Raw genomic sequence first — 25,090 nt, forward strand, 5'->3', positions numbered from 1 at the left:
AACCGCGAGAATCAGAAATAGAACAAATAGATATCCAGCACAAGTAAGAGCAGGGACAGCGCGAGATAGAGAACCAGGTGACTGCGGACGTTATCAACAACGATCTGAATCAATTTATTTAACATGAGTGCAGCCTGAAAACGCGGATGCCTGAAGTATAAAATCGACATCACGGCAGTACAACTGCCGCAGGTAAAAAGGCTGCACCAAGAGGGCGGTAATAACCATGCATCTGCCCGGTATTATACGAACCATACACCTGACAGGTATTATGCAATAATGCGCGAGGTACTTATTTCACCCGAATATATTTACCCGGAGATTCCGCCGTTTAGCAGCGATAATGTGCGTCTGCAAAGATAATTCCTGTCTTTTTCAGATTATATCGCTATTCGCCGTAAGTAATGTTCGGGCCGGTTGATAGTTTACATACTTAATTACATTGTAAAGATAACAAAACTCTAACCGATTACGCACACACATCTTTTCCGTAATATGCTGCTTATGTACATAAACTGTACGGCTGCAAATATTCAGTTTACGTGCAATTTTATGATTGGGAACCTCTTCCATCCAATATTGCATAATGGATATTTCCCGATCGGTCAGCGTCGGATATTCACCATAATATTGCACTAATGAGTGCGGATAATTGGCTTTCTCACTCAACATTTGCAATGTTTTCAGTAAAGTAGTAATGGATTGTTTATTCAGTATATACACGTTACGACTTAACGTCAGCGGACGCTGACTGTCGGGGTAAGGTGCATTAAGATAAATAAAGATCCGGCTACCGGAAAAATGCTCGAAAAAGTCCAGCAACATAGCGTTGCGCTCATTCTTCTTACAGTAATCCGTTAAATTGACCAGCACCACATCGGCGGCGGGCGAGGGAATATTCTCAATCGCCGCAGATATATCATTGACGTGGTGAATGTTAAAATTCTCATCCTCTGCTAAGAGGCAAGAAATTCCTAAGCGTGTGTACAAGCAATTATCAATGACTAATACGTTCATTTCATCGTCCTTGAAAATAATACGTATAATTAAATTATTCTATTCATTTTTCTCTCTAATATTAAAAGGTCCAAGCAGAAGACTGTCAACATAAAATTGTATCATTTTCGCTCTGTTCTATGGCGGTTTAGACAAAGTTGTATGATAAATTCATTAGGGGAATTTTAATGTCAAGGGAATGGTAAATTATTGGGTATGAAATAAGAAAAAGGCTTTATTCTCTTTGCTATGTTCTGATTTTAAAGATTTATTTACCCCTGGTGATGCGTGTTCCAGCCAGGATGGAGGAGGGGGGGATGCGAGGGGATATCATTCCAGCTCTTAATGTATAAAATATTTTAATTATTTAGCTTAGTTATTATACGAATCCGGGGGTTAACCCCCGGAAATAAATGAGAAATTTAGACAGAGAACCTGCCCAGTGCAAAGGGGCTAATATCAAATGCCGGCGTTTTTCCCTGCGCTTTTAATGCCAGAATTTCGCCCAAAACCGTTGCGAACTTAAAACCGTGTCCGCTCAGGCCGCTGACGATGCTGATCTGCGGCGCATTGGGTAAGTCATCGATAATGAAATCCTCGTCGGGAGAAAGGTCGTAGGTACATGCTTCGCCGTGCAGGCAGACGCCGATGCCGGGCAAAAAACGACGCAGAAAGCTGAAGACCTCGCTGCCGTCCTGGGCGACATGCCCGAATGGGCGGCGCTGCTCCGGGCTGCTGATTGGCTGGCCGCCATCGTGTTTACCCAGCTTCAGTCCTTCAATATTGTGGGAGGGGAATCCGTAAAAGTGTTCGCCTTCGGGCGTTTCAACGGTAAAGGCGGGGAAATGATTATTTTCGCTATAACGCCCGTCGGCCTGATGCCAGGAAAAAACTTTGCGTACCGGCGTGACGGGCAGTTGCGGCAGCAGGGCCGTAACCCAGGTTCCCGCCGTCACGGCAGCGCGGCGGGCGCGGACGTTACCCTGCGCGGTAGTGACCAAAACGCCGTCGCCGTCGGGAGACAGGGCGGTGACCGGGCAGTTAAAGCGCAGTTCCGCGCCGCTTTCCGCTGCTTTCTCATTGAGTAGCGAAATCGCCAGTTCGGCTTTCAGGTAGCCCGCGTCGGGTTCAAACAGGCCCAGATAGTTGTCCGGTACGTTAAACTCCGGCCAACGCTGCCGTAACTGCGCGGCGTCAAAGCGCTGAACGTTCAGCCCGAAGCGTTCGGCGCTGGTACGCACGTTGCGCAGGAATACCGAGTCCTCCGGCCCGGCATTCAGTACGCCGCAGCGATGCAGCAGCTGTACGGCGGACATGGATTCCAGTTGCTCCCACAGTGCCTGCGCCCGCATCAGCAGCGGAACGTATTTTTCACCTTCGCCGTAAGCGTGCCGGATAATGCGGGTGTCGCCGTGATGGCTGCCGTGGCGGTGCGGCGGGGTATAGGCATCCAGCATCAGCACTTTCAATCCCGCCTGTGCGGCATAATAACCCGCGGCGGAGCCTACGGAACCGCTGCCGATAATCACCAGATCGTAATTCACCCTGATTTCTCCTCTCATTTGCGGCAGCCCGGCAGGCCTCGTCACCAACCGTCCGTAGCAGACCGGGTAACCGCGATATGCCTTAACGTATTTTTATCATCAATGATTCAGGGATAACAGACGAAAACACCGCCGGGGCGGCGGTGCTGTTTTTCAGAAGGAACATCAATGCCTGAGGTAATCGGTATCCTGATACTCAGAAGATTCAATCTTTTCAATGCCCGCCTCAAGAATGTCAATTAACTGACGGGCGATATCGGTTGTCAGCCATAACGTCCTGTCTACCTGAGCATCCTGAGGGTGTTGATTTTGTGAAGAAAGGTAGTGCAGGCGAATCATCAGGGCATCGTAGTTATCGACGGTACTGATATCCCAGCCAACGACTGGGTGAGTTTGGATAACTTCATCTTTCTTTCCGTTCATAAGACCCCCTAGAGCGTAGCAACCGTGATGAGCGACTAACCAGGATCAATATAACTTTGGCTCTCCTTAGCTTTTCCAGTATACGCCTTTGTATTCAGCGATGTTTGATTTCTTTCGTTATTGCGCAACCCTGTATTTTCCTGCCGGCATATACCCAAAGTTAAGCCTATCCGGGAATTTGTGCCAGCAAACGGGAAAAAATAGAAAAATCGTACCGCGTTTGTTGAGCCAGCGGGCAGGCCGAGGGCGCGAATCCGTTGTACCGGGAGCCTCATAATGCGTTGCGTAATTTTAACAACGACAGAAACAGCAGCAGTTCCGGGGCGCCGGGCGATCAACGTTCCTTCGGGGGATTCCGGTATGGTTCTGGGGCTTATCGGCACCGGATTTGCCTGGCGTTATGTGGCTTCGGTATGGCCGGCTCCTCCAGTAATCGGGGAGGTTTTGGTTGCCGTCGCCACCCTGATCTGGCTGCTGCTGGCGGGGTGTTTCGTCAGCCTGTTTCCGGCGACGAGCATACTGGTGATCAAAACGACGTGGTTGTTGGTTCAGGGAAAACTGACCCCGTGCAGTGAAGTGAAGGCGGAAAGCTGACAAAAAAGCCGGGCAGCGACGCCCGGCGGGTAGAATTATCATACCAAACAGCAAGATATGCTGAACGGAGATTACTCGTTATTATCACGGCGGGGAGGGTAATCCCGCCGCCGGTTTTCATTCGGGGAAACCGGCGTCAAACCAGTCATCGGCGCTCTCCCAGGTTTCCTGCAAAATTTCCTCAATACGATCTTTTTCCACTTTTAGCCCGCCCATCACGGTCAGGGTGTTGCCGCCCGCCAGCCGGATTTGTACCGCCGTGTCGGGAAAATCCCGGTTAACCCGGCGCGAAAACTCCGAGCTCAGCGCTTCCAGTGCGCCATTGGGAAGTGGATTTCGTTTATCAAGAGTGACTTCAATGCGCATGATTGCCTCCGCAGTACGCTTATACTGTGTATATATACAGTTAGCTGTACAGGAAAGCAATAATGAAAATGAAAAAAAGACGGCGATCAACGGCGTAGCGCGCAATGCGGCACCCGTCGCATTAATCCACGGGCTTTTGCAACCAGGTCAGGGCGTCGGTGACGCTCTCCATCTTTTCTTCAATGACCGCCAGCGCATCGCTCATGCCCTGATTGTAATAGTAGCCGCCCAGTTCTTTGGCGAAGAAATCCAGCAGAAACTCCGCGTCGAAATCGCCGATGTCGATGTCCAGCTCGCGGCGCAGGTAATCCTGCAATTTCCCGGTCATGCGCTGGGTTTGCTCCCGGCTGAAGGTGATATCGCTCATTCCCTTCTCCTCACTCGCGCACCGTATCAACATGGATGTTCAGGGCATCCAGATGCTCCCGCGCCGGCTGTTGCAGGCGGAAGTCGGTGATCACGCGGGAAATGGCGCCGGTGGGCTGCAGCGGGTTGGGGTGGATCTGGCCGAACTTGGAGGAGTCGGTCAGCACGATGTTTTCCACGCCTTTCGCCAGCACCGCGTTGACCACGTCGGCCCGCATCATATCCCGGCTGGTAAAGCCGGTTTCCGGGTGAAAGCCGTCGATGCCGATAAACGCCTTGCTGAAGTAGACCTGCTGAATACACAGACGCGTCAGCGGCCCGACCACGCTTTCACTGCGTTTCTGATACAAACCGCCGAGCAGAATCACTTCGCATTCTGTCTCTTTCAGCAGATGCGCGATGTAATTGCTGACGGTGATCAGCGTGATGCGTTTACGCTCGGCGAGATTGCGGGCGAGCAGGGCATTGCTGCTGCCGCCTTCGATGAAGATGGTTTCCCCGTCATTGACCAGCGAAGCCGCGTAGTCGGCCAGCTTTTGCTTCAGGGTGAAATTGATCATCATGCGTGCGTCAACATCATCGCTTTCCAGCGCGACGGCAAAACCGTGAACGCGTTTCAGGTAATTACGCTTTTCCAGCAGGTTGAGATCCTGGCGGATAGTCACTTCTGAAACGCCGTTGGCGCAAGAGAGATCGGCTACGCTGACGCGCCGCAGGTCATTGACTTGTTGCAGAATGGCTTGTTGGCGTTGATTCATTCGTCCCCTGGCAACCGGCGGCGTATGCGCCGGTTTTACATGCTGTATTAATGTCCGTTCGGTACGGGCCATAATACCACCCCGGCGGCTGCGAGATAAGGCGCTAAAGAAAATGGGCGCGCCGGCTGTGTACGTAACGGATTTGCGGCATCAGATATCAGTGCCTGAGACAAGACGTCATATGAACAGCCGGAACGTCGTGCGTTGCGTGATGTCGCACGGTAAGAAACGGGCGGCTCGTCCGGGCGGTGGTACACTGTTATGTAACGTCATTGCCAACGGATTAATTAATAAGCCGGGTAAGCGATAGTGATGAAAATCACAAAACTATCCACGAGTTAAACGAGGGGAAACTGATGGAACTCTATCTTGATACCGCTGACGTAAGTGCCGTGAAACGACTGGCCAGGGTGTTGCCGTTACAGGGGGTCACCACCAATCCCAGCACGCTTGCCAAAGAGGGGAAGCCGCTGTGGGAAGTGCTGCCGGCGCTGCGGGACGCATTGGGCGGCGCGGGGAAACTGTTCACTCAGGTTCTGGCGAATGATGCCGAACGTATCGTCAGCGAAGCGATGATGCTGACCGAGCGTATTTCCGGCGTCATCATCGAAATACCGGCGACCGGCGAAGGGCTGGCAGCGATTAAGAAGCTGAAGACCATGAACATTCCCACGCTGGGAACGGCGGTTTACGGCGCCGGGCAAGGATTGCTGGCCGCTGCCGCGGGGGCGGAATATGTCTCGCCTTACGTTGACCGGATGGATGCCCAGGGGGGGAACGGGATTGTCGTGGTACGTGAGCTGCAACAACTGCTGGCGCTGCATGTGCCGGGCGCAAAAGTGCTGGCGACCAGCTTCAGAACACCGCGGCAGGTTCTGGACTGCCTGCTGACGGGATGCCAGGCGGTGACGTTGCCCGTTGATGTTGCTGAACAATTCTTCAATGTCCCGGCGGTGCAGGCCGCAGTGGAAACATTCGAGCAGGACTGGCAGGCCGCTTTCGGCGCACTGACGCTGGGCCAGTAGCTCGCTTTCCGTTTTAACTCCCTCCTGACTGACGGCGCACTGGCGCCGTTTTTTTTTACCTCTTCTGACGAAAACCGATGCGGCCCGTGCGCCGGGGCGTATCCGTAAAACGTGGCTTGATTTATATAGAAACACCGGATCATAAAAATTAAAACATCGTTTCTTTTTGTTATCGCGATCACTTTAATTAAGAAGCGAAATCACTATTGTGCACTCATCAAATTGACGAATTCCTGGGTCCGGCTGTGGGCTGAGCCGGAAAAAACCTTCAGATTTAAACAATTAGATGGGGTTTAACATGCAGATAAAACGTGCGATAGATAAAGTTCCCGGCGGCATGATGCTGATTCCCCTGTTTCTGGGGGCGTTGTGCCACACCTTCACGCCGGGAGCAGGAAAATATTTTGGTTCATTCACCAACGGGCTGATTACCGGAACGGTGCCGATCCTGGCCGTGTGGTTTTTTTGCATGGGGGCATCGATCAAGCTGAGCGCCACCGGGACGGTGCTGCGTAAGTCCGGAACGCTGGTGGTCACCAAGATCGCAGTGGCCTGGGTCGTTGCGGCGGTTGCGGCCCGGATGATGCCGGAAAACGGCATTGAGGTCGGTTTCTTCGCCGGTCTGTCCACGCTGGCGCTGGTCGCGGCCATGGATATGACCAACGGCGGGCTTTATGCCTCTATCATGCAGCAATACGGCACCAAGGAAGAGGCCGGCGCGTTCGTTCTGATGTCGCTGGAATCTGGTCCGCTGATGACCATGGTGATACTGGGAACGGCCGGGATCGCTTCATTCGAACCACACGTATTCGTCGGCGCCGTGTTGCCGTTTTTGGTCGGATTTATTCTGGGCAACCTGGACCCCGAACTGCGGGAGTTCTTCAGCAAATCTGTTCATACCCTGATCCCGTTTTTTGCCTTTGCCCTGGGCAACACCATCGATCTCAGCGTGATTGCGCAAACCGGGCTGTTGGGCGTACTGCTTGGGGTTGGCGTAATTTTCATTACCGGTATTCCGCTGATCATTGCAGATAAAGTGATCGGCGGCGGGGACGGTACTGCCGGGCTGGCGGCCTCCAGCACGGCCGGCGCGGCGGTGGCTACGCCGGTGCTGATTGCCGAAATGGTTCCCGCCTTTAAGCCGATGGCGCCTGCCGCGACGTCGCTGGTCGCCACTTCCGTGATCGTAACTTCTATTCTGGTGCCGATCCTGACCGCCATGTGGTCGAAGCGGGTGAAGGGCGTCCAGGCCGCAGAGAGTATCGGCGCCTCCGTGAAGTAACAGCGCATTTTCTTCCGTGTTACACCCATCGGCCTGCGGGCCGATTTTTCTTTTCTGTTCCGTTCGCCCGTTGCCGCTGTTTTTCCACGCTTTTAACGATAAAAATTGATGTGCATCAATTTTGGTATGACCAAATGACCTCTCGTGTTATTCTTTTACCAGATAAGTCAAATATCCCGCGTGGACCCTGGGTAATATGAGGGTATTATCAATTTACCTTTATTTAACTTTATGTTCACAAATAGTTGTTGAGGTGAAAACTTTGAGCGCGCAAAAAAAGAAAATTGTTATCGTCGGCGGCGGTGCAGGCGGCCTGGAACTGGCAACCAGCCTGGGCCATAAGCTGGGGCGTAAAGAGAAAGCGGACATTATCCTGATTGACAGAAACCACAGCCACCTGTGGAAACCGTTGTTGCATGAGGTGGCGACCGGCTCTCTGGATGACGGCGTCGATGCCCTGAGTTATCTGGCGCATGCCCGTAATCACCATTTTACTTTTCAACTGGGCGCGATGACGGGCCTGGATCGTGACGCGCGCCGGGTAACGCTGGCGGAAATCCGCGATGAGCAGGGCGAGCTGCTGGTTCCGCAGCGTGAAATCGACTACGACGTGCTGGTGATGGCGTTGGGCAGCAAATCCAACGACTTCGGCACGCCCGGCGTCAAAGATCACTGCATCTTCCTGGACAGCCCGCAGCAGGCGCGCCGTTTCCATAATGAAATGCTGAACTTGTTCCTGAAATTCTCCGCCAACAAGGCGCAGGGCAGCAAGATCAACATCGCCATCGTCGGCGGCGGCGCAACCGGGGTTGAGCTGTCGGCGGAACTGCATAACGCGGTGAAACAGCTGCACAGCTACGGGTTTAAAGGGCTGAGCAACGAAGTGCTTAACGTTACGCTGGTTGAGGCGGGAGAGCGCATTTTGCCGGCATTGCCGCCGCGCATTTCTGCGTCTGCGCATCAGGAACTGACCAACCTGGGGGTCCGCGTGATGACCAAGACCATGGTGACCAGCGCGGAAGCCAACGGGCTGAATACCAAAGACGGCGAGTTTATTCAGGCTGACCTGATGGTTTGGGCTGCGGGCATTAAGGCGCCGGATTTCATGAAAGAGATCGGCGGGCTGGAAACCAACCGCATCAACCAACTGGTGGTGGAGCCGACGCTGCAAACCACGCGCGATCCGAACATTTTCGCCATCGGCGACTGCGCTTCCTGCCCGCAGGAAGGCGGCGGGTTTGTACCGCCGCGGGCGCAGGCTGCGCACCAAATGGCGTCACGCTGTTATGCCAATATCATAGCGTCGCTGAACGATCAGGCGATGAAGCCGTATGTTTATAAAGATCACGGCTCGCTGGTTTCGCTGTCGAAGTTCAGCACCGTCGGCAGCCTGATGGGGAACCTGATGCGTGGTTCTATGATGGTAGAAGGACGTATTGCGCGTATGGTTTATATTTCCCTGTACCGAATGCATCAGATTGCGTTGCACGGCTATATAAAAACCGGGCTGATGATGCTGGTCGGTGGAATTAACAGAGTGATTCGTCCTCGTCTGAAATTACATTGATGACCAGATCCATCTGAGACAAAACAACAATAAAAGCCGGTTAATTAAAACCGGCTTTTATTTTCAGTGGGATAGTGCAAGTTTATTTTTTGAAGTAAATCCTGACCGTGTAGCAATGATGGCCTTTTTTTATATCATTATGTTTTTTAAGGGTTACTTGCAAAATGATTGATGCCTTTCATTTGCGGATTATTCCTAATGAATAGGGATAATTAGCGATTTCAGGGTTAGGATTCCTCTCAAATAGCGCAAATCAGGCTATTTTTGTGCACGATTAGTATAAGCAGAATATTGCCGAACTGAAATTTCCTGTGCAAACTTAATTACGTCAGTCGGTGAAACACGCACACCGCAGCGAAAGAAATTATTAGTTTTCGCGATTCCGTACGCCAGAATATCATAGCAAGGCATACGGGCATTGCGTGGTTATATTCGGGAGGAGTTTCCTGTGAATAAGTCAATGCTAGCGGGTATAGGTATCGGCGTTGCGGCCGCTCTGGGTGTGGCTGCCGTTGCCAGCCTGGATGTCTTTTCCGGCGGACCGCAATACGCACAGGTTTTGTCCGCCACGCCGATTCATGAAACGGTGAAAACGCCGCGTCAGCAATGCCGGAACGTGACGGTAACGCATCGTCGTCCGGTGCAGGATGAAAACCGCATCGCCGGTTCTTTGCTGGGCGCAGTCGCCGGCGGGGTCGTCGGGCATCAGTTCGGCGGCGGCCGCGGCCGTGACGTCGCTACCGTCGTCGGCGCGTTGGGCGGTGGCTATGCCGGCAACCAGATTCAGGGCTCCCTGCAGGATAATGATGTCACCACCAGCACCCAGCAACGTTGTTCAACGGTCTATGATAAGTCGCAGAAGCTGTTAGGCTATGACGTTACTTATAAGATCGGCGATCAGCAGGGGCGGGTTCGTATGGACCACGATCCGGGCATGCAGATCCCGGTGGACCGCAGCGGCCAACTGGTGCTGAATCAGAACCGGAGCAGCTAAAAAGCACAACGCCCCGCCGTCACACGACGCGGGGCGTTGTTTCTTCCGGCAGCGGATGATCGCCGTTATGCCGTCCGGTTTTCCATAAACGCGTCGAGCAATTCCTCCACAAACGCCAGCCTGGCCGGGCGTTGCGTCAGATCCTTAATGAATTTAAGCCGGGTGGGGCCATCCAGCTTGTAGACCTTTGGCTGCTTTTGCAGCAGGCCGATCAGGTAAACCGGGTCTACGCTGCTCTTGTCGCCGAAGTCGATAAACCCGCCTTTTTCATTGCCTTCAATACGCTTGATGCCCAGCGCCGTGGCCTTCAGTCGCAGGGCGGCGCAGGACAACAGGTTGCGCGCGGCATCGGGAAGTTTGCCGAAGCGATCGATCAGCTCCGCTTTCAGGTCGTCGAGACGCTCCTGATCGCTGGCGCTGGCAATGCGCTTGTAGAGCGACAGGCGGGTGTTGACGTCCGGGATGAAGTCATCCGGCAGCAGCGCGGGCATGCGCAGCTCGACGTCGGTCTGGCTACCGGATAAATCCTCCAGCGAAGGTTCGCGTCCTTCTTTCAGCGCATTTACCGCGTTTTCCAGCAGTTCCATATACAGCGAGAAGCCGACGGTTTCCATCTGCCCGCTTTGGTCTTCGCCCAGCAGTTCGCCGGCTCCGCGAATTTCCAGATCGTGGGTGGCAAGGGCAAAGCCGGCGCCGAGATCTTCCAGCGAAGCGATGGCCTCCAGCCGCTTCTGCGCGTCTTTGGTCATGGACTTGGGATGCGGCGTGAGCAGGTAGGCGTAGGCCTGATGATAGGAACGTCCGACGCGGCCACGCAACTGATGCAACTGGGCCAGCCCGAAGTGATCGGCGCGCTCGATGATGATGGTATTGGCGCTGGGGATGTCGATACCGGTTTCGATGATCGTGGTGCATACCAGCACGTTAAAACGCTGGTGATGGAAATCGTTCATCACCCGCTCCAGATCGCGTTCGCGCATCTGGCCGTGACCAATGGCGATACGGGCCTCCGGCACCAGTTCGGCCAGGCGCTGCATCGCCTTCTCGATATTTTCGACGTCGTTATACAGGTAATAGACCTGACCGCCACGCAGAATTTCACGCAGAATGGCCTCGCGCACCACCAGGCTGTCGTATTCGCGCACGAAGGTTTTCACCGCCAGGCGACGGGCGGGCGGGGTGGCGATGATGGAAAGGTCGCGCATGCCGCTCATCGCCATGTTCAGGGTGCGCGGGATCGGCGTGGCGGTTAACGTCAGAATGTCGACGTTGGCGCGCATAGCCTTGATGCGCTCTTTCTGACGTACCCCGAAGCGGTGCTCTTCGTCGATGATCAACAGGCCGAGGTCCTTCCAGCGCAGGTCGCTTTGCAGCAGCTTATGGGTGCCGATCAGGATATCCACTTTGCCGTCGGTCGTTTCCTGAATCACCTGCTGCTGTTCTTTGGCGCTGCGGAAACGGGAAATCAGCTCGATGCGTACCGGCCAGTTGGCGAAGCGATCGCGGAAGTTGTCATAGTGCTGCTGGGCCAGCAGCGTGGTCGGCACCAGCACAGCCACCTGCTTGTGGTTCATCACGCTCAGGAAGGCGGCGCGCATCGCCACTTCCGTTTTACCGAAGCCCACGTCGCCGCACACCAGGCGATCCATCGCCAGCGGCTGGCACATATCGCTCAGCACGGCGTTAATGGCGATGTCCTGATCCTCCGTGGTTTCAAACGGAAAGCTCTGGCAGAACAGCTGATATTGCTCGCGGTCGTGCTTAAACCCGAAGCCCGGCTTGGCGGCACGGGTGGCATAGATGTCGAGCAGCTCCGCCGCCACGTCGCGTACTTTCTCCGCCGCTTTCTGGCGCGCCCGCGCCCAGGCATCGCCGCCCAGCTTATGCAGCGGGGCGCTTTCATCCGCACCGCCGGAGTAACGGCTGATCAGATGCAGTGAGGACACCGGCACGTAAAGCTTGGCGTCGCCGGCATAGCTCAGGATCAGATATTCCCCTTTAATGCCGCCCGCTTCCAGCGTGGTCATGCCGCCATAGCGGCCTACGCCGTGTTCAAGGTGTACCACCGGCTGGCCCGGCGACAGTTCCGCCAGGTTGCGAATCAGGGTATCGGTATTGATGGTGCGGCGGCTGTCCTGACGGCGGCGGCTGACGCGTTCGCCCAGCAGGTCGCTTTCGCAGATCAGCGCCACGCCGAGGCGCGGGTTGATAAAGCCGTGTTCGCTGGCCCCCAGCATGACGTGCTGCTGCTTCGGCTGCGCCTGTTCCAGCCGGGTAATCAGCGTCGGGCGCATTTTGATACGCGCCAGCAGCTCCAGCAGGGTTTCCCGTCGGCCTTCGCTTTCTACGGAAAAGACAATGCTGCCGTCAAACTGTTCGATAAAGCGGCGTAGCTGGTCCAGCGGATTTTTGTTTTGCGCTTCGACCATCAACACCGGCAATGGATGGTAATCCAGATTGGTGTTGGCCGCTTTCTTGTCCAGCGTCGCGGTTTTCAACTGAACGCGCGGCCAGCGTTTTAGCTCGGCGAAAAGTTCATCGACCCGCAGCCACAGCGCTTCGGGCGGCAGTAAGGGGCGCATGGGGTCAACGCGGCGGCTTTCGAAGCGCTGGTTAACGTCCTGCCAGAATCGCTCCGCCGCGCCCTCCGGATCGCCGGTGTTGACGATCAGGGTATTGGCGGGCAGGTAGCTGAACAGCGCCGGCAGCGGCTGGCTGAAAAACAGCGGCTGCCAGTATTCCAGCCCGGCCGGCCAAACCGCTTTGCTGACCTGCTGATAGATGTGTTCCGCGTCGCGCCGGACGTCGAAATGTTCGCGCCACTGGCTGCGGAACAGCTCAATGGCGGCTTTATCGGTAGGGAACTCGTGCGCCGGCAGCAGGTTGATGTGCTCCACCTCGCCGAGCGTGCGCTGAGTGTCTACGTCGAACAGGCGCAGACTGTCGATTTCATCATCAAAGAAATCGATGCGGTAAGGCTCTTCGCTGCCCATCGGGTAGAGATCCAGCAAGGCGCCGCGGGTGGCGAATTCACCGTGCTCCATCACCTGATCGACGCTGCGGTAACCCGCCTGTTCCAACTGCGCGCGCAGTTTATCGCGCGACAGGCGCTGCCCTTTTTGCATCACCAGCGCATGGCCGTGCAGAAATTCGTGCGGGCACACTTTCTGCATCAGGGTGTTGATGGGCAGGATAAAAATTCCGCGTTCCATAGTCGGCAACTGATACAGGCTGGCCAGGCGGGCGGAGATGATGTCCTGATGCGGGGAGAAGCTGTCGTAGGGCAGCGTTTCCCAGTCCGGCAGGGTGGTGACCATCTGGTCGGTGAACTGTTGCACCTCGTCGCGCAGACGCAGGGCGTTTTGCATATCCGGGGCGATAAGCATCACCGGGCCGGCATGGCGTTCGGCGATGTGGGCGCACTCCAGCGCGCAGGCGGATCCCGTCAGTTCACCCAACAGGCGGACATCACCCGCTTTGGCGGGCAGCGTGTAGCGGTATTGTTCAGGCATAAACGGTTATGTCGCGTCTCTTATTGCTCAGCCATCGTGCGGAACGGCGGCCAATGAATTAATCAGGAGGGAACGGTCCCGGCGGGGAAAACGGGTCTGCCCGGTTATCCGCCGCAGGTTCCTGATGAGTGCCGCGGAGTATTATCTCCGATCATAGTACTTTAGCAATAAAAGCAGGTATGAAAAAATAGGACTTATGATCTATCAAACGGTTAGCCAGCCTGGGAGAAGGCGTGAAACGAAGTATAAAATTTAGCCTGTTAAGTTTACTTATCATTTTTATGCCGGTATTACCGGTTTTGGCCGATGTTTCCGGCAAGGTGGTGAAGGTACTGGATGGCGACACGGTGGATGTGCTGAGCAAGGATTCCATGAACAAAATGGTAAAAACGCGCGTACGTCTGGCGGGCATCGACGCACCGGAAAAGAAGCAGCCGTTCGGCCAGCGTTCGCGCCAGCAACTGAGCCGCCTGGTTGGCGGGAAGCAGGTTATCGTGGTCGGGAAACAGCGCGACCGGTATGGCCGGCTGTTGGGAACGATCATGCTGGACGGCAGGGACATCAATGCCTGTCAGGTACGCACCGGCATGGCATGGGCCTATCGCTATAAAGGAAAAGCGGCAACGCCCGCTTATCTGGCGCCCGAAGCGCAGGCGCGGGCGTCGAAACGCGGGCTTTGGGCGCAAAAATCCGCGGTGGCGCCCTGGGAATGGCGCCGGGCGGCCCGGTAGCGGATTACGGCGCAGGTTTGACGAGCGCGATGCACAGCGGCAGGGCGGTATGCGCCGGATCTTCCTGAAAGACGATCTGACGGACGTGGTCGATGCGCAGGCCGGGCCAGTCGCGCCGGACGGTGCCGAACGTCTCTGCCGAGCAGGGGACGCCGTGCTTACCAACCAGCAATGCGCCGTGGCGAACTATCTGCGGGTAGGTGATGTGCGCGTTATACACGTTGGGCCGCGTTTTGTTGCGCCAGCGGGTGAGCGTCTGCGGATGGGAAGGCACATAGAACGTCAGCCACTGCGACAGGTGATCGCCGCCGACGTAGGTTAACGGTGTACCGTAAGCGTCGCGCCACAGCCGGTCCATCTCATGGCTGAACGGAATAATGCCGCTCATCTTTTGCCCGGCGTTGGCGATATTGGCATACATTACGGCGGCATAACCGGCGACAACCACCAGGGCTGCGCCGAACAGGGCGACGACATATCTGCGCGCAAGGCATTCCGGTACCGGGCGGGCGCAGCCAACCATCAGCGCTGGGGCCAGAATAAAGAAGGGTTGCAGCCACTCCGTCAGCCTGCCTCCGTCATGCAACAGGAACCAGCCGCTGATGAGCAGCAGCGGCAGCAGGTAAATGACAAGCAATGCCCGGTGTGCCCACGGCGTCGGCCAGTGCAGACGGGCGCCTCCCGCATACAGCATTCCGCCCAGAAACAGCAGCGGATAGAACACGGACAACAGCGTGATGATTAACCCCGGATTCAGGCCGGCCTGAATTTGCGAGTCTACCCAGCGGAAAGCGGCGAAGTCATGCTGCCATAGCCAAAACAGGTTGGGAACGATGAGCGCTGCCGCAATGAACAGCGCGACGTAAAACACGGGGCGGCGGTAGCAGCTCCGGATATGCGGCGAAATCAGCGTGGAAAGGAAAATAAGGCCGATGAACGCCAGCGAAGAGTATTTCGCCATCGCCGCGAGGCCCGCGGTAACGGCGAAGGCCAGCCACCAGCGTGCGTTGCGGGTGATTGCCAGCAGATAAAACAGCATCATCCACGGCCACAGCATCACCAGCAGATAGTTGTCGTTATAGCTGATGATATCGACGTTGATCAGTCCCGACAGGTTGAGCGTCAGCAACGCCAGCCAGGCCAGGCGGTCGCTGCCGCTGAGCCGGCGGGCAAGCAGCCAGGTTCCGGCCATACCGGCGGCGATCGCCAGAAAGTGCGCGGCATACCAATAAACGTTCGACGGGAGCCACAGCGCGGGCCGCATCATCACGCCGACCAGCCAGGGATTCTTCGGCGAGCCCCATTGCGCGTTCTGCGCCCAGTTAAGCGCTTCAACGGCGTCGTAGGGAACAGCAGGGTCAAGATAAACGGTGATCAGCGTCCAGATCAGGGCGTAGCCAAGCACCCACAGAAACAACAAACGACGGGTCATACGCTTCATTTCGCCTAAAGCCATTACATAACGCCAGTCTAACCAGAGCAGGATGAATCTTGATTAAACGGAAGGCGGGAAGCAGGGCAGGGAAAGAGATAAGTAAAACAAGCGATTAGCGTATCCGGGCGGCAGAAGTTCGTCAGGGAAAAACTTTATGTTTCATTTACTTGATTATCCTTCGGCATTATACTTCCTGATCACTTTGCTTTGGCAACAGCAACAGAACGGATTTCATGTATCAACCTGTCGCGTTATTCATTGGCCTGCGTTACATGCGCGGGCGAGCTTCCGACCGCTTCGGGCGGTTTGTTTCCTGGCTTTCCACCATCGGCATTACGCTGGGCGTGATGGCGTTGATCACGGTACTTTCCGTGATGAACGGCTTTGAGCGCGATCTGGAAAACAACATTCTGGGATTAATGCCGCAGGCGGTGATCACTTCACCGCAGGGCTCCCTCAACCCCGCGCAGTTTCCGGCCGAAACGTTTAAAAACCTGAAGGGCGTGCGTTCCCTGGCGCCGCTGACTACCGGCGACGTGGTGCTGCAAAGCGCGCGCGGCGTGGCGATAGGCGTAATGCTTGGCATTAAGCCGGACGAGAAAGATCCGCTTTCCGCGTATATCTCCGGCGATGCGCAACGGCAGTTGCAGCAGGGGCAGTATAACGTCATTTTGGGTTCAAAACTGGCCGCCCAGCTTCAGATCAAGGCGGGCGAACAGCTGCGCGTGATGGTGCCGAGCGCCAGCCAGTTCACGCCGATGGGGCGCATTCCCAGCCAGCGGTTATTCAACGTGATCGGCACCTTCAACGCTGAAAGCGAGGTCGACGGCTACCAGATGCTGGTCAATCAGCAGGACGCCTCGCGCCTGATGCGCTATACCGCCGGGAATATCAGCGGCTGGCGCGTTTACATGACGCAGCCGCTGGCGGTTGAAAAGCTGGTGGCGCAGGCGCTGCCGCAGGGCCTGACGTGGAAGGACTGGCGCGAACGCAAAGGCGAGCTGTTCCAGGCGGTCAAGATGGAGAAGAACATGATGGGACTGTTGCTGAGCCTGATCATCGCCGTCGCCGCGTTTAACATTATTACCTCGCTGGGCCTGCTGGTGATGGAGAAGCAGGGCGAAGTCGCCATTCTGCAGACCCAGGGGCTGACCCGGCGTCAGATTATGACCGTGTTTATGGTGCAGGGCGCCGGCGCCGGTATTATCGGCGCGCTGTTGGGCGCTTTGCTGGGCGTGCTGCTTGCCAGCCAACTGAATACGCTTGTCCCCGGACTGGGCGCGATGCTGGCCGGCGGTTCGCTGCCGGTCGACATCAACCCGGCGCAGGTGATCATCATTGTCGTGGTGGCGATGCTGCTGGCCCTGCTTTCTACTTTATATCCATCCTGGCGCGCAGCCGCCGTACATCCCGCAGAGGCGTTACGTTATGAGTAATTCACAGGCACCTTCCTCACCGGCGCTGCTGTTGCAGTGTAAAGACCTGTGCAAAACCTATCAGGAAGGGAAACTGCATACCGACGTACTGCGCAACGTGACGTTCGGGATGGAAGAAGGGGAGATGATGGCGATCGTCGGCAGTTCCGGCTCCGGCAAAAGCACCCTGTTGCATCTGCTGGGCGGCCTGGACACGCCGACGTCGGGCGAAGTGATTTTTCGCAACCGCTCCCTGAATACGCTGTCTTCCTCGGAGAAGGCGGAACTGCGTAACCGCGAGCTGGGCTTTATTTATCAGTTTCACCATTTGCTGCCGGACTTCAGCGCGCTGGAGAACGTTATGATGCCGTTGCTGATCGGCAACGAAAAACCGGCGCAGGCGAAAGAAAAAGCGATGGATATGCTGGCGGCGGTCGGCCTGGATAAACGCAGCCATCACCGGCCTTCAGAGCTTTCGGGCGGCGAACGGCAGCGCGTGGCCATTGCGCGCGCGCTGGTGAACAATCCCGCGCTGGTGATGGCGGATGAACCGACCGGCAACCTTGATCAGCGCACTGCCGACAGCATTTTTGATCTGCTGGGCGAGCTGAACGTCCGTCAGGGAACGGCATTTCTGGTTGTGACGCACGATTTGTCGCTGGCGAAGCGCCTGAGCCGCCAGCTGGAGATGCGTGACGGCCAGTTGTCGCAGCAGATCACCCTGATGGGAGCCGTATAAATGGCGCTGTCTCCCCTTTCCCTTCTTATCGGCCGGCGCTTCAGCCGCGGGCGGCGGCGGGGCGGTATGGTTTCGCTGATTTCGGTGATCTCTACCGTCGGCATTGCGTTGGGCGTCGCCGTGTTGATCGTCGGCCTCAGTGCGATGAACGGTTTCGAGCGCGAACTGAAGAACCGCGTGCTTTCCGTGGTGCCGCACGGCGAAATTTTCCCCGTCAATCAGCCTTTCAATAACTGGCCGCAGGTCTTGCAGCGGGTGGAACAGGTGAAAGGCATCGAAGCCGCGGCGCCGTATGTTTCGTTTACCGGCCTGATTGAAAGCGGCGCTCAGCTGCGCGCAGTGCAGGTGAAAGGCGTTGATCCGCAGCAGGAGAGCCGTCTCAGCAGCCTGCCCAACTATGTTCAGGGAGACGCCTGGAGCAAGTTTCGCGCCGGTGAGCAGCAAATCATCCTGGGCAAAGGCATCGCCGATGCGCTGCACGTAACGCGCGGCGACTGGGTGACGGTGCTGGCGCCGAACAGCGATCCGCAGATGAAGCTGCTGGAACCCAAGCGCATCCGCCTGCAGGTCAGCGGTATTCTGCAACTGAGCGGTTTACTCGATCACGGTCTGGCGCTGGTGCCGCTGGCGGATGCCCAGCAGTATCAGGATATGGGTGACAGTGTCACGGGCATCGCCATCAAGGTGAAGGACGTGTTTAACGCCAACCAACTGGTGCGCGACGCCGGGCGGGTGACGGGAGAATACGTTTATATCAGCAGCTGGATTGGCGAGTACGGTTATATGTACCGGGATATCCAGATGATCCGCGCCATCATGTACCTGGCGATGGTGCTGGTGATCGGCGTGGCGTGTTTCAACATTGTTTCCACGCTGGTGATGGCAGTGAAGGACAAGAGCAGCGACATTGCCGTGCTGCGTACCCTGGGGGCGAAAGATCGCCTGATCCGCAGCATTTTTATCTGGTACGGTCTGCTGGCGGGGCTGGTGGGCAGCGTCTGCGGCGTGGTCATCGGGGTGATTGCCTCGCTGGAACTGACCACGCTGGTGCGCGGCATTGAAACGTTGATCGGCCACCGCTTCCTGTCCGGCGATGTTTACTTCATCGATTTCCTGCCGACCGAGCTGCACTGGCTGGACGTTCTCAGCGTACTGGCGACGGCGGTGGTGCTGAGCCTGTTAGCCAGCTGGTATCCGGCCCGCCGGGCGGCGCGGCTTGATCCGGCCCGCATTTTAAGCGGCGGGCAGTAACATTTTGGCGCGGAGAGCGGCGTAATGTATTACGGTTTTGACATGGGCGGCAGCAAGATTGAGGCGGCGATTTTCGATCGCAATCTCAAACAGATCTGGCAAAAGCGCGTGCCGACGCCCCGTGATGATTACGAGCAACTGCTGGCGGTGCTGGCCGGGCTGACGCACGAGGCGGATGCCTTCTGCGGCGGGCGCGGCAGCGTGGGCATTGGTATTCCCGGCTTACCCGATGCAGAAAACGGCACCTTATTCACCGCCAACGTGTCCTCGGCGATGGGAAAACCGTTGCCGCGCGATTTGTCGGCACGCATCCGGCGACCGGTGAAGGTGGATAACGACGCCAACTGCTTTGCTCTTTCGGAAGCCTGGGACGACGCGTTTCGTCCTTATCCATCCGTACTGGGACTGATATTGGGCACCGGCGTCGGCGGCGGACTGGTGATTAACGGTAAAACCTTTACCGGGCGCAACCATATCGCCGGCGAGTTCGGCCATATGCGCCTGCCGGTTGACGCGTTGGATCGCCTCGGCGCTGACACACCGCGTTTGCCCTGCGGCTGCGGCCAACGCGGCTGCATTGAAAATTACATTTCCGGACGCGGCTTTGAGTGGATGTACCGTCACTTCAACGGCGAGGCGCTGGACGCCAAAACGATCATCGCCCGGTTTGAGGCGGGCGCCGCCGCGGCCAGTGAACACGTTGAACGTTTTGTTGACGTACTGGCCACTTGTCTGGGAAATTTATGTACGTTGCTCGATCCGCATCTGGTGGTGCTGGGCGGCGGATTATCGAACTTTACCCGGTTGTATCCCATGCTGGCGGCCCGATTGCCCCGGCATCTGTTAAGCGTGGCGAAAGCGCCGCGTATCGAACAGGCACGTTACGGTGATGCCGGAGGCGTGCGCGGAGCCGCCTTCCTGAATCTGACTGATTAAACGTCCGTCGCTTGCGCCGTCCGGCGCGGTGAACCGAGAACGAGAAGAGGAGTGGCTATGCGTACCCGTCATCGCTTATGTCGGTTTAGGAAAAACAAACGATTGCGTCATCAGCGTCTGCGCTCGCGCCTGTTTCACCGCGACAGACGCTGCCGCGCAACCGGAGAAGCAGGAGGATGCATGAAGAAACCTTTCGTGGTGGTGCTGACGGGGGCCGGAATTTCCGCAGAGTCGGGAATTCGCACGTTTCGCGCGGCGGATGGTCTGTGGGAGGAACATCGCGTTGAGGATGTGGCGACGCCGGAAGGGTATGCCCGCAATCCTGAACTGGTGCAGTCTTTCTACAACGAGCGCCGGCGTCAGTTGCAACGTCCGGAGATTCAGCCGAATGCCGCGCATCTGGCGCTGGCGCGGCTGGAAGAGCGCCTGGGCAGCGACCATTTCGCCCTGGTGACGCAAAATATCGACAACCTGCATGAGTGCGCCGGCAACCGGCACGTCATCCACATGCACGGCGAACTGCTTAAGGCGCGCTGTACCCGCTCCGGACAGGTTTTCGCCTGGCCCGGCGACCTCAGCGTGGACGACCGTTGCCACTGCTGCCAGTTCCCTGCGCCGCTGCGGCCGCACGTGGTGTGGTTCGGCGAGATGCCGGTGTCGATGGAGGAAATTTATCAGGCGCTGGCGCGGGCGGATTACTTTATCGCTATCGGAACCTCCGGCCACGTCTATCCGGCCGCGGGATTCGTGCACGAGGCTGGGCTGCACGGCGCGCATACCGTCGAACTGAATCTGGAACCGAGTCAGGTACAGAGCGAGTTTCAGGAGAAGCACTACGGCCTGGCGAGCGCGGTGGTGCCGGAATACGTAGACGGGTTGCTGAAAGAGATTTTCGGGTGAAGGCGGGGCCATATTCCGGTTATTTCGCACAGGCTTTTAGTTTCGAATGAAACCCCCAAACGGCCGCTTCTCCGGGGAAGCGGCCGTTTATTCAGGGGATGTTATACGCCCTTCATAATCCGGCAACGCCGAAAGCGTTCTGCCAGTCCTGCTCAAACTTTGCTACGGCGGCGCTCACGGCGGGAGCTGTGATGAGTTGCTCAGCGACGTCCGGCGGCAGAGTGATGGATTCACAGCCTGCCAGCAGGCAATCCTGCACCTGACGCGGCGTTTTGAAACTGGCCGCCAGCACTTTTGCGCCCGGCGCATGCAGCTTCAGCAGCTGTTGTAACTCGTTTACCGTCTGAATCCCGTCACCCCCCTGTGCATCCAGGCGGTTTACGTAGGGCGCCACATAATCCGCGCCGGCCAGGGCGGAAAGCAACCCCTGGGATGCGCCGTACACCGCGGTGCCCAGAGTGGGAATGCCTTCTTCTTTCAATAGCTTAATCGCAGCCAGACCTTCAGCGGTGACCGGGACTTTGACGACCAGATCGCTAATGATTGCCCGCAGTTTTTTCGCATCTTCCACCATTTGCTCCGCCTGCGGCGCCATCACCTGCGCGAACAGGCGCCCCTTGCTCCCCAATGCCTCCCTCAGCTCCGGCAGGAGTATATCTACCGGCTTTTTACCGCTTGCAACAATGCTTGGGTTGGTGGTGACGCCGGCCAGGGGAAAGATGCGTGCCAGGCGTTTAACCGCAGCGACATCAGCCGTATCAAGATAGAGTTCCATCGTGTGCTCCTGAAGAAAGTGTGATGCTTTACATGTTTCATTGAGTATATCTGCGGATCGTCATTTTTTATTGATCGAAATCAATGTGACTTTCTTTCGAAAGTAATGTAATTTTCGTACATAGAAATGAGGCGAAGCTTATGATCTTCAATATCCAGCGTTACTCCACGCATGACGGCCCGGGAATTCGCACCGTCGTTTTCCTGAAAGGATGCTCTTTGGGGTGCCGCTGGTGCCAGAACCCGGAAAGCCGGGCGCAGGCGAAAGACGTGTTATTCGATGCCCGCCTGTGCCTGGCTGACTGCGATCTCTGCCGGCAGGCTGCGCCGGAGGTGATTGAAAAAACGCCGGACGGCCCGCGTATTTTACGTGACCGTCTCCAGCCGGAACACATTCGTGCGCTGGAAACGTGCTGCCCGACGCTGGCGTTGACGGTGTGCGGCGAAGAGAAAAACGCGGAGGAGATCATGGCGACGGTGCGGCGCGATAAGCCTTTTTACGCGCGCAGCGGCGGCGGCATCACGCTTTCCGGCGGCGAACCGTTTATGAGCCCGCAACTGGCGGAGCAACTGTTTCGCCTGAGCCATGAGGAAGGCATTCATACCGCCGTTGAAACCTGTCTGCACGTTCCGTGGCGTTATATCGAGCCTTCGCTGCCGTACGTCGATTTGTTCCTGGCGGATCTGAAACATGTGGATGAACGGGCATTTAAACAATGGACCGACGGCTCGGCGAAGCGGGTGCTGAAAAACCTGCGCAATCTGGCGCAGGCGGGCAAAAAAATCATTATTCGCGTGCCGTTGATCCCGGGATTTAACGCCGACGAAGCGGCGGTGAAAGCCATTATTGATTTCGCGGCAGACCTGCCGGGCGTTGAAGAGATTCATTTCCTGCCTTACCACACATTGGGCATGAACAAATACGTATTGCTCGATCAGCCTTATCAGGCGCCGGACAAGCCGTTGGATGACCCTGAATTGCTAACTTTTGCTCAGTCATACGCAGAGCGGAGCGGGCTGAAAATGACATTAAGAGGATAACCGAATGACAGCCATGAAACTTGACACCCTGAGTGAACGTATCAAGGCCCATAAAGATGCCTTGGTACATATCGTTAAGCCGCCCGTATGCACCGAGCGTGCGCAGCACTACACCAAAATGTACCAGGAGAACCTGGACAAGCCGATCCCGGTCCGCCGCGCGCTGGCGCTGGCTTACCATCTGGCGCAGCGTACGATCTGGATTAAGCACGATGAGCTGATCGTCGGCAACCAGGCCAGTGAAGTGCGTGCTGCGCCGATTTTCCCGGAATACACCGTCAGCTGGATTGAGAAGGAAATCGACGATCTGGCCGATCGCCCCGGCGCGGGTTTTTCCGTGTCGGAAGAGAACAAGCGCGTGCTGCATGAAATTTGCCCGTGGTGGCGCGGCCAGACGGTGCAGGATCGCTGCTACGGCATGTTCACGAACGAGCAGAAGGAACTGCTGGCGACCGGCATCATTAAAGCGGAAGGCAACATGACCTCCGGGGATGCGCATCTGGCGGTGAACTTCCCGCTGCTGCTGGAGAAAGGGCTGGACGGCCTGCGCGGGAAAGTGGCCGAACGCCGCTCCCGCATCGATCTGACCGTGCTGGACGATCTGCACGGCGATCAGTTCCTGAAAGCGATTGAAATCGTGCTGGAAGCGACCAGCGACCATATTCTCCGTTACGCCGCGCTGGCGCGCACCATGGCGGCAGCGGAAACCCGCGACGCCCGCAAGGCTGAGCTGCTGACGATTGCGGAGAACTGCGACGTCATCGCCCACGAACCGCCGAAAACCTTCTGGCAGGCGCTTCAACTGTGCTACTTCATCCAGCTGATTCTGCAAATCGAGTCGAACGGCCATTCCGTTTCTTTCGGCCGCATGGACCAATACCTGTGCACGTGGTATCTGCGCGATGTCGAGTGGGAGCATACCCTGGAGCGCGAACAGGCCATCGAGCTGCTGCACTGCTGCTGGCTGAAGCTGCTGGAAGTGAACAAAATCCGCTCCGGCTCTCACTCTAAGGCATCCGCCGGCAGCCCGCTGTATCAAAACGTCACCATCGGCGGCCAGAATCTGGTGAACGGTAAGGGCGTGGACGCCGTAAACCCGCTCTCCTATGCCATTCTGGAATCCTGCGGTCGCCTGCGCTCCACGCAGCCGAACCTGAGCGTGCGTTACCACGCCGGCATCAGCGATGATTTCCTGGAAGCCTGCGTTCAGGTCATCAAGTGCGGTTTCGGCATGCCTGCGTTCAATAACGATGAAATCGTCATTCCTGAATTTATCAAGCTGGGCATCGAGCCGGAGGACGCCTACCAGTATGCGGCGATCGGCTGCATCGAAACGGCGGTCGGCGGCAAATGGGGCTATCGTTGTACGGGCATGAGCTTTATTAACTTTGCCCGCGTGATGCTCGCGGCGCTGGAAGGCGGACGTGACGCCACCAGCGGTAAGGTCTTCCTGCCACAGGAGAAAGCGCTGTCGAAAGGCAACTTCGGTGATTTCAGCGAAGTTATGGATGCCTGGGATACCCAGGTACGTTACTACACCCGTAAATCAATCGAGATTGAATACGTGGTGGATACCATCCTGGAGGAAAACGCCCACGACATCCTGTGTTCCGCGCTGGTTGACGACTGTATCGAGCGTGCGAAGAGCATTAAACAGGGCGGGGCGAAGTATGACTGGGTTTCCGGCCTGCAGGTGGGCATCGCTAACCTTGGCAACGGCCTGGCGTCGGTGAAAAAGCTGGTTTTCGATCAGGGCGCGATAGGGCAACAGCAGCTGGCGGAAGCGCTGGCGGCAGACTTCGACGGCCTGAGCAACGAGCAGCTGCGTCAGCGTCTGATCAACGGCGCGCCGAAATACGGTAACGATGACGACACCGTCGACGAGCTGCTGGCCCGCGCCTACCAGACTTACATCGACGAGATAAAGAATTACCATAACCCGCGCTATGGCCGTGGCCCAATCGGCGGCAACTACTATGCAGGAACCTCCTCCATTTCGGCCAACGTGCCGTTCGGCGCGCAAACCATGGCGACCCCGGACGGACGTAAAGCCAGAACGCCGTTGGCGGAAGGGGCCAGCCCGGCCTCCGGAACGGATCAACTGGGGCCGACGGCGGTCATCAGCTCCGTGGGCAAGCTGCCGACCGGCTCGATTCTGGGCGGGGTATTACTGAATCAGAAGCTGAATCCGTCGACGCTGGAAAATGACAGCGACCGGCAGAAGCTGATGATTCTGCTGCGTACCTTCTTTGAGGTGCATAAGGGCTGGCATATTCAGTACAACATCGTTTCGCGTGAAACGCTGATTGAGGCCAAAAAGCACCCGGATCAGTATCGTGACCTGGTTGTGCGGGTTGCGGGCTATTCCGCCTTCTTTACCGCGCTGTCGCCGGATACGCAGGACGATATCATCGCCCGTACCGAGCACTCGCTGTAATCAA

At 56.8% G+C, this 25,090-nt stretch carries 23 protein-coding genes; 13 read left to right on the plus strand and 10 right to left on the minus strand.

Translation table 11 applies throughout. From position 1 onward, the window contains the following. Window positions 1-11: 11 nt before the first annotated feature. From C8D90_RS01490 to bssS, 4 genes are all read right to left on the minus strand, one after another. Window positions 12-125 carry a DUF2770 family protein gene (locus C8D90_RS01490; protein WP_115456646.1) on the minus strand — a complete coding sequence of 38 codons (114 nt, stop codon included), beginning with the start codon at window positions 123-125 and terminating at the stop codon, window positions 12-14. Window positions 126-375: 250 nt separating this feature from the next. Then, complete coding sequence (locus tag C8D90_RS01495) at window positions 376-1,017, minus strand: response regulator transcription factor (RefSeq protein WP_115456647.1); 642 nt, start codon at window positions 1,015-1,017, stop codon at window positions 376-378. A 401-nt stretch (window positions 1,018-1,418) separates the two neighbouring features. After that, complete coding sequence (gene solA / locus C8D90_RS01500; RefSeq protein WP_115456648.1) at window positions 1,419-2,540, minus strand: N-methyl-L-tryptophan oxidase; 1,122 nt, start codon at window positions 2,538-2,540, stop codon at window positions 1,419-1,421. Window positions 2,541-2,705: 165 nt separating this feature from the next. Further along, window positions 2,706-2,963, minus strand: coding sequence for a biofilm formation regulator BssS (bssS, locus tag C8D90_RS01505; protein WP_115456649.1), 258 nt, complete (start codon window positions 2,961-2,963; stop codon window positions 2,706-2,708). A gap of 360 nt (window positions 2,964-3,323) precedes the next feature. Between bssS and C8D90_RS22165 the strand changes: the two genes are divergently transcribed. Continuing rightward, a complete protein-coding gene (locus C8D90_RS22165) occupies window positions 3,324-3,557 on the plus strand; it encodes a hypothetical protein (RefSeq protein WP_196238476.1) in 234 nt (77 codons plus the stop codon). A gap of 117 nt (window positions 3,558-3,674) precedes the next feature. Here C8D90_RS22165 and dinI read toward each other — a convergent pair whose 3' ends face one another. The 3 genes from dinI to C8D90_RS01525 form a co-directional block, all read right to left on the minus strand. Next, complete coding sequence (gene dinI, locus C8D90_RS01515) at window positions 3,675-3,923, minus strand: DNA damage-inducible protein I (protein ID WP_115456650.1); 249 nt, start codon at window positions 3,921-3,923, stop codon at window positions 3,675-3,677. A gap of 121 nt (window positions 3,924-4,044) precedes the next feature. Further along, on the minus strand, window positions 4,045-4,290 hold the full coding sequence (locus C8D90_RS01520) for a DUF2164 domain-containing protein (protein ID WP_115456651.1): 246 nt from the start codon (window positions 4,288-4,290) through the stop codon (window positions 4,045-4,047). Between the two features lie 10 nt (window positions 4,291-4,300). Next, window positions 4,301-5,047 carry a DeoR/GlpR family DNA-binding transcription regulator gene (locus tag C8D90_RS01525; protein WP_115456652.1) on the minus strand — a complete coding sequence of 249 codons (747 nt, stop codon included), beginning with the start codon at window positions 5,045-5,047 and terminating at the stop codon, window positions 4,301-4,303. A gap of 356 nt (window positions 5,048-5,403) precedes the next feature. On the opposite strand from C8D90_RS01525, the gene fsa (C8D90_RS01530) reads away from it, so the two are divergent. From fsa (C8D90_RS01530) to C8D90_RS01545, 4 genes are all read left to right on the plus strand, one after another. Further along, entirely contained in the window at window positions 5,404-6,072 is a 669-nt protein-coding gene (gene fsa / locus C8D90_RS01530; RefSeq protein ID WP_115456653.1) for a fructose-6-phosphate aldolase, read from the plus strand. 298 nt (window positions 6,073-6,370) lie between these two features. Continuing rightward, the gene (gene kdgT / locus C8D90_RS01535) at window positions 6,371-7,354 is read left to right on the plus strand and encodes a 2-keto-3-deoxygluconate transporter (protein WP_115457223.1); all 984 of its coding nucleotides are present in this window, start codon (window positions 6,371-6,373) and stop codon (window positions 7,352-7,354) included. A 262-nt stretch (window positions 7,355-7,616) separates the two neighbouring features. Continuing rightward, entirely contained in the window at window positions 7,617-8,921 is a 1,305-nt protein-coding gene (locus tag C8D90_RS01540) for an NAD(P)/FAD-dependent oxidoreductase (protein ID WP_115456654.1), read from the plus strand. Window positions 8,922-9,369: 448 nt separating this feature from the next. Then, on the plus strand, window positions 9,370-9,915 hold the full coding sequence (locus tag C8D90_RS01545; protein ID WP_170143775.1) for a glycine zipper 2TM domain-containing protein: 546 nt from the start codon (window positions 9,370-9,372) through the stop codon (window positions 9,913-9,915). Between the two features lie 65 nt (window positions 9,916-9,980). Here the strand turns inward: C8D90_RS01545 and mfd are convergent, their stop codons facing one another. Next, on the minus strand, window positions 9,981-13,427 hold the full coding sequence (gene mfd / locus C8D90_RS01550; RefSeq protein WP_115456656.1) for a transcription-repair coupling factor: 3,447 nt from the start codon (window positions 13,425-13,427) through the stop codon (window positions 9,981-9,983). 245 nt (window positions 13,428-13,672) lie between these two features. Between mfd and C8D90_RS01555 the strand changes: the two genes are divergently transcribed. Next, on the plus strand, window positions 13,673-14,158 hold the full coding sequence (locus C8D90_RS01555; RefSeq protein WP_196238483.1) for a thermonuclease family protein: 486 nt from the start codon (window positions 13,673-13,675) through the stop codon (window positions 14,156-14,158). A 4-nt stretch (window positions 14,159-14,162) separates the two neighbouring features. Here C8D90_RS01555 and C8D90_RS01560 read toward each other — a convergent pair whose 3' ends face one another. Continuing rightward, window positions 14,163-15,590, minus strand: a complete 1,428-nt coding sequence (locus tag C8D90_RS01560) for a glycosyltransferase family 39 protein (protein ID WP_115457224.1) — start codon at window positions 15,588-15,590, stop codon at window positions 14,163-14,165. A 236-nt stretch (window positions 15,591-15,826) separates the two neighbouring features. Between C8D90_RS01560 and lolC the strand changes: the two genes are divergently transcribed. The 5 genes from lolC to cobB are packed head-to-tail and all read left to right on the plus strand — an operon-like array spanning window position 15,827 to window position 20,834. Then, window positions 15,827-17,029 (plus strand): lipoprotein-releasing ABC transporter permease subunit LolC, encoded by a 1,203-nt coding sequence (lolC, locus tag C8D90_RS01565; protein WP_115456658.1) that lies wholly within the window; start codon window positions 15,827-15,829, stop codon window positions 17,027-17,029. After that, the gene (lolD, locus tag C8D90_RS01570) at window positions 17,022-17,747 is read left to right on the plus strand and encodes a lipoprotein-releasing ABC transporter ATP-binding protein LolD (protein ID WP_115456659.1); all 726 of its coding nucleotides are present in this window, start codon (window positions 17,022-17,024) and stop codon (window positions 17,745-17,747) included. The genes lolC and lolD overlap by 8 nt, the downstream gene beginning before the upstream one ends. Next, window positions 17,748-18,998, plus strand: coding sequence for a lipoprotein-releasing ABC transporter permease subunit LolE (gene lolE, locus C8D90_RS01575; RefSeq protein ID WP_115456660.1), 1,251 nt, complete (start codon window positions 17,748-17,750; stop codon window positions 18,996-18,998). A gap of 24 nt (window positions 18,999-19,022) precedes the next feature. Next, window positions 19,023-19,934 (plus strand): N-acetylglucosamine kinase, encoded by a 912-nt coding sequence (nagK, locus tag C8D90_RS01580; protein WP_115456661.1) that lies wholly within the window; start codon window positions 19,023-19,025, stop codon window positions 19,932-19,934. 57 nt (window positions 19,935-19,991) lie between these two features. After that, the gene (gene cobB / locus C8D90_RS01585) at window positions 19,992-20,834 is read left to right on the plus strand and encodes a Sir2 family NAD+-dependent deacetylase (RefSeq protein WP_115456662.1); all 843 of its coding nucleotides are present in this window, start codon (window positions 19,992-19,994) and stop codon (window positions 20,832-20,834) included. Between the two features lie 112 nt (window positions 20,835-20,946). Here the strand turns inward: cobB and fsa (C8D90_RS01590) are convergent, their stop codons facing one another. Then, window positions 20,947-21,609 (minus strand): fructose-6-phosphate aldolase, encoded by a 663-nt coding sequence (fsa, locus tag C8D90_RS01590; protein WP_115456663.1) that lies wholly within the window; start codon window positions 21,607-21,609, stop codon window positions 20,947-20,949. Between the two features lie 140 nt (window positions 21,610-21,749). On the opposite strand from fsa (C8D90_RS01590), the gene C8D90_RS01595 reads away from it, so the two are divergent. Together C8D90_RS01595 and C8D90_RS01600 are read left to right on the plus strand one after the other, a co-directional pair. Continuing rightward, complete coding sequence (locus tag C8D90_RS01595) at window positions 21,750-22,649, plus strand: glycyl-radical enzyme activating protein (protein ID WP_115456664.1); 900 nt, start codon at window positions 21,750-21,752, stop codon at window positions 22,647-22,649. 4 nt (window positions 22,650-22,653) lie between these two features. Next, a complete protein-coding gene (locus C8D90_RS01600) occupies window positions 22,654-25,086 on the plus strand; it encodes a formate C-acetyltransferase/glycerol dehydratase family glycyl radical enzyme (protein ID WP_115456665.1) in 2,433 nt (810 codons plus the stop codon). Window positions 25,087-25,090: the final 4 nt, after the last annotated feature.

Source organism: Enterobacillus tribolii, from assembly GCF_003363015.1.
In the GTDB taxonomy this organism is placed as follows: domain Bacteria; phylum Pseudomonadota; class Gammaproteobacteria; order Enterobacterales; family Enterobacteriaceae; genus Enterobacillus; species Enterobacillus tribolii.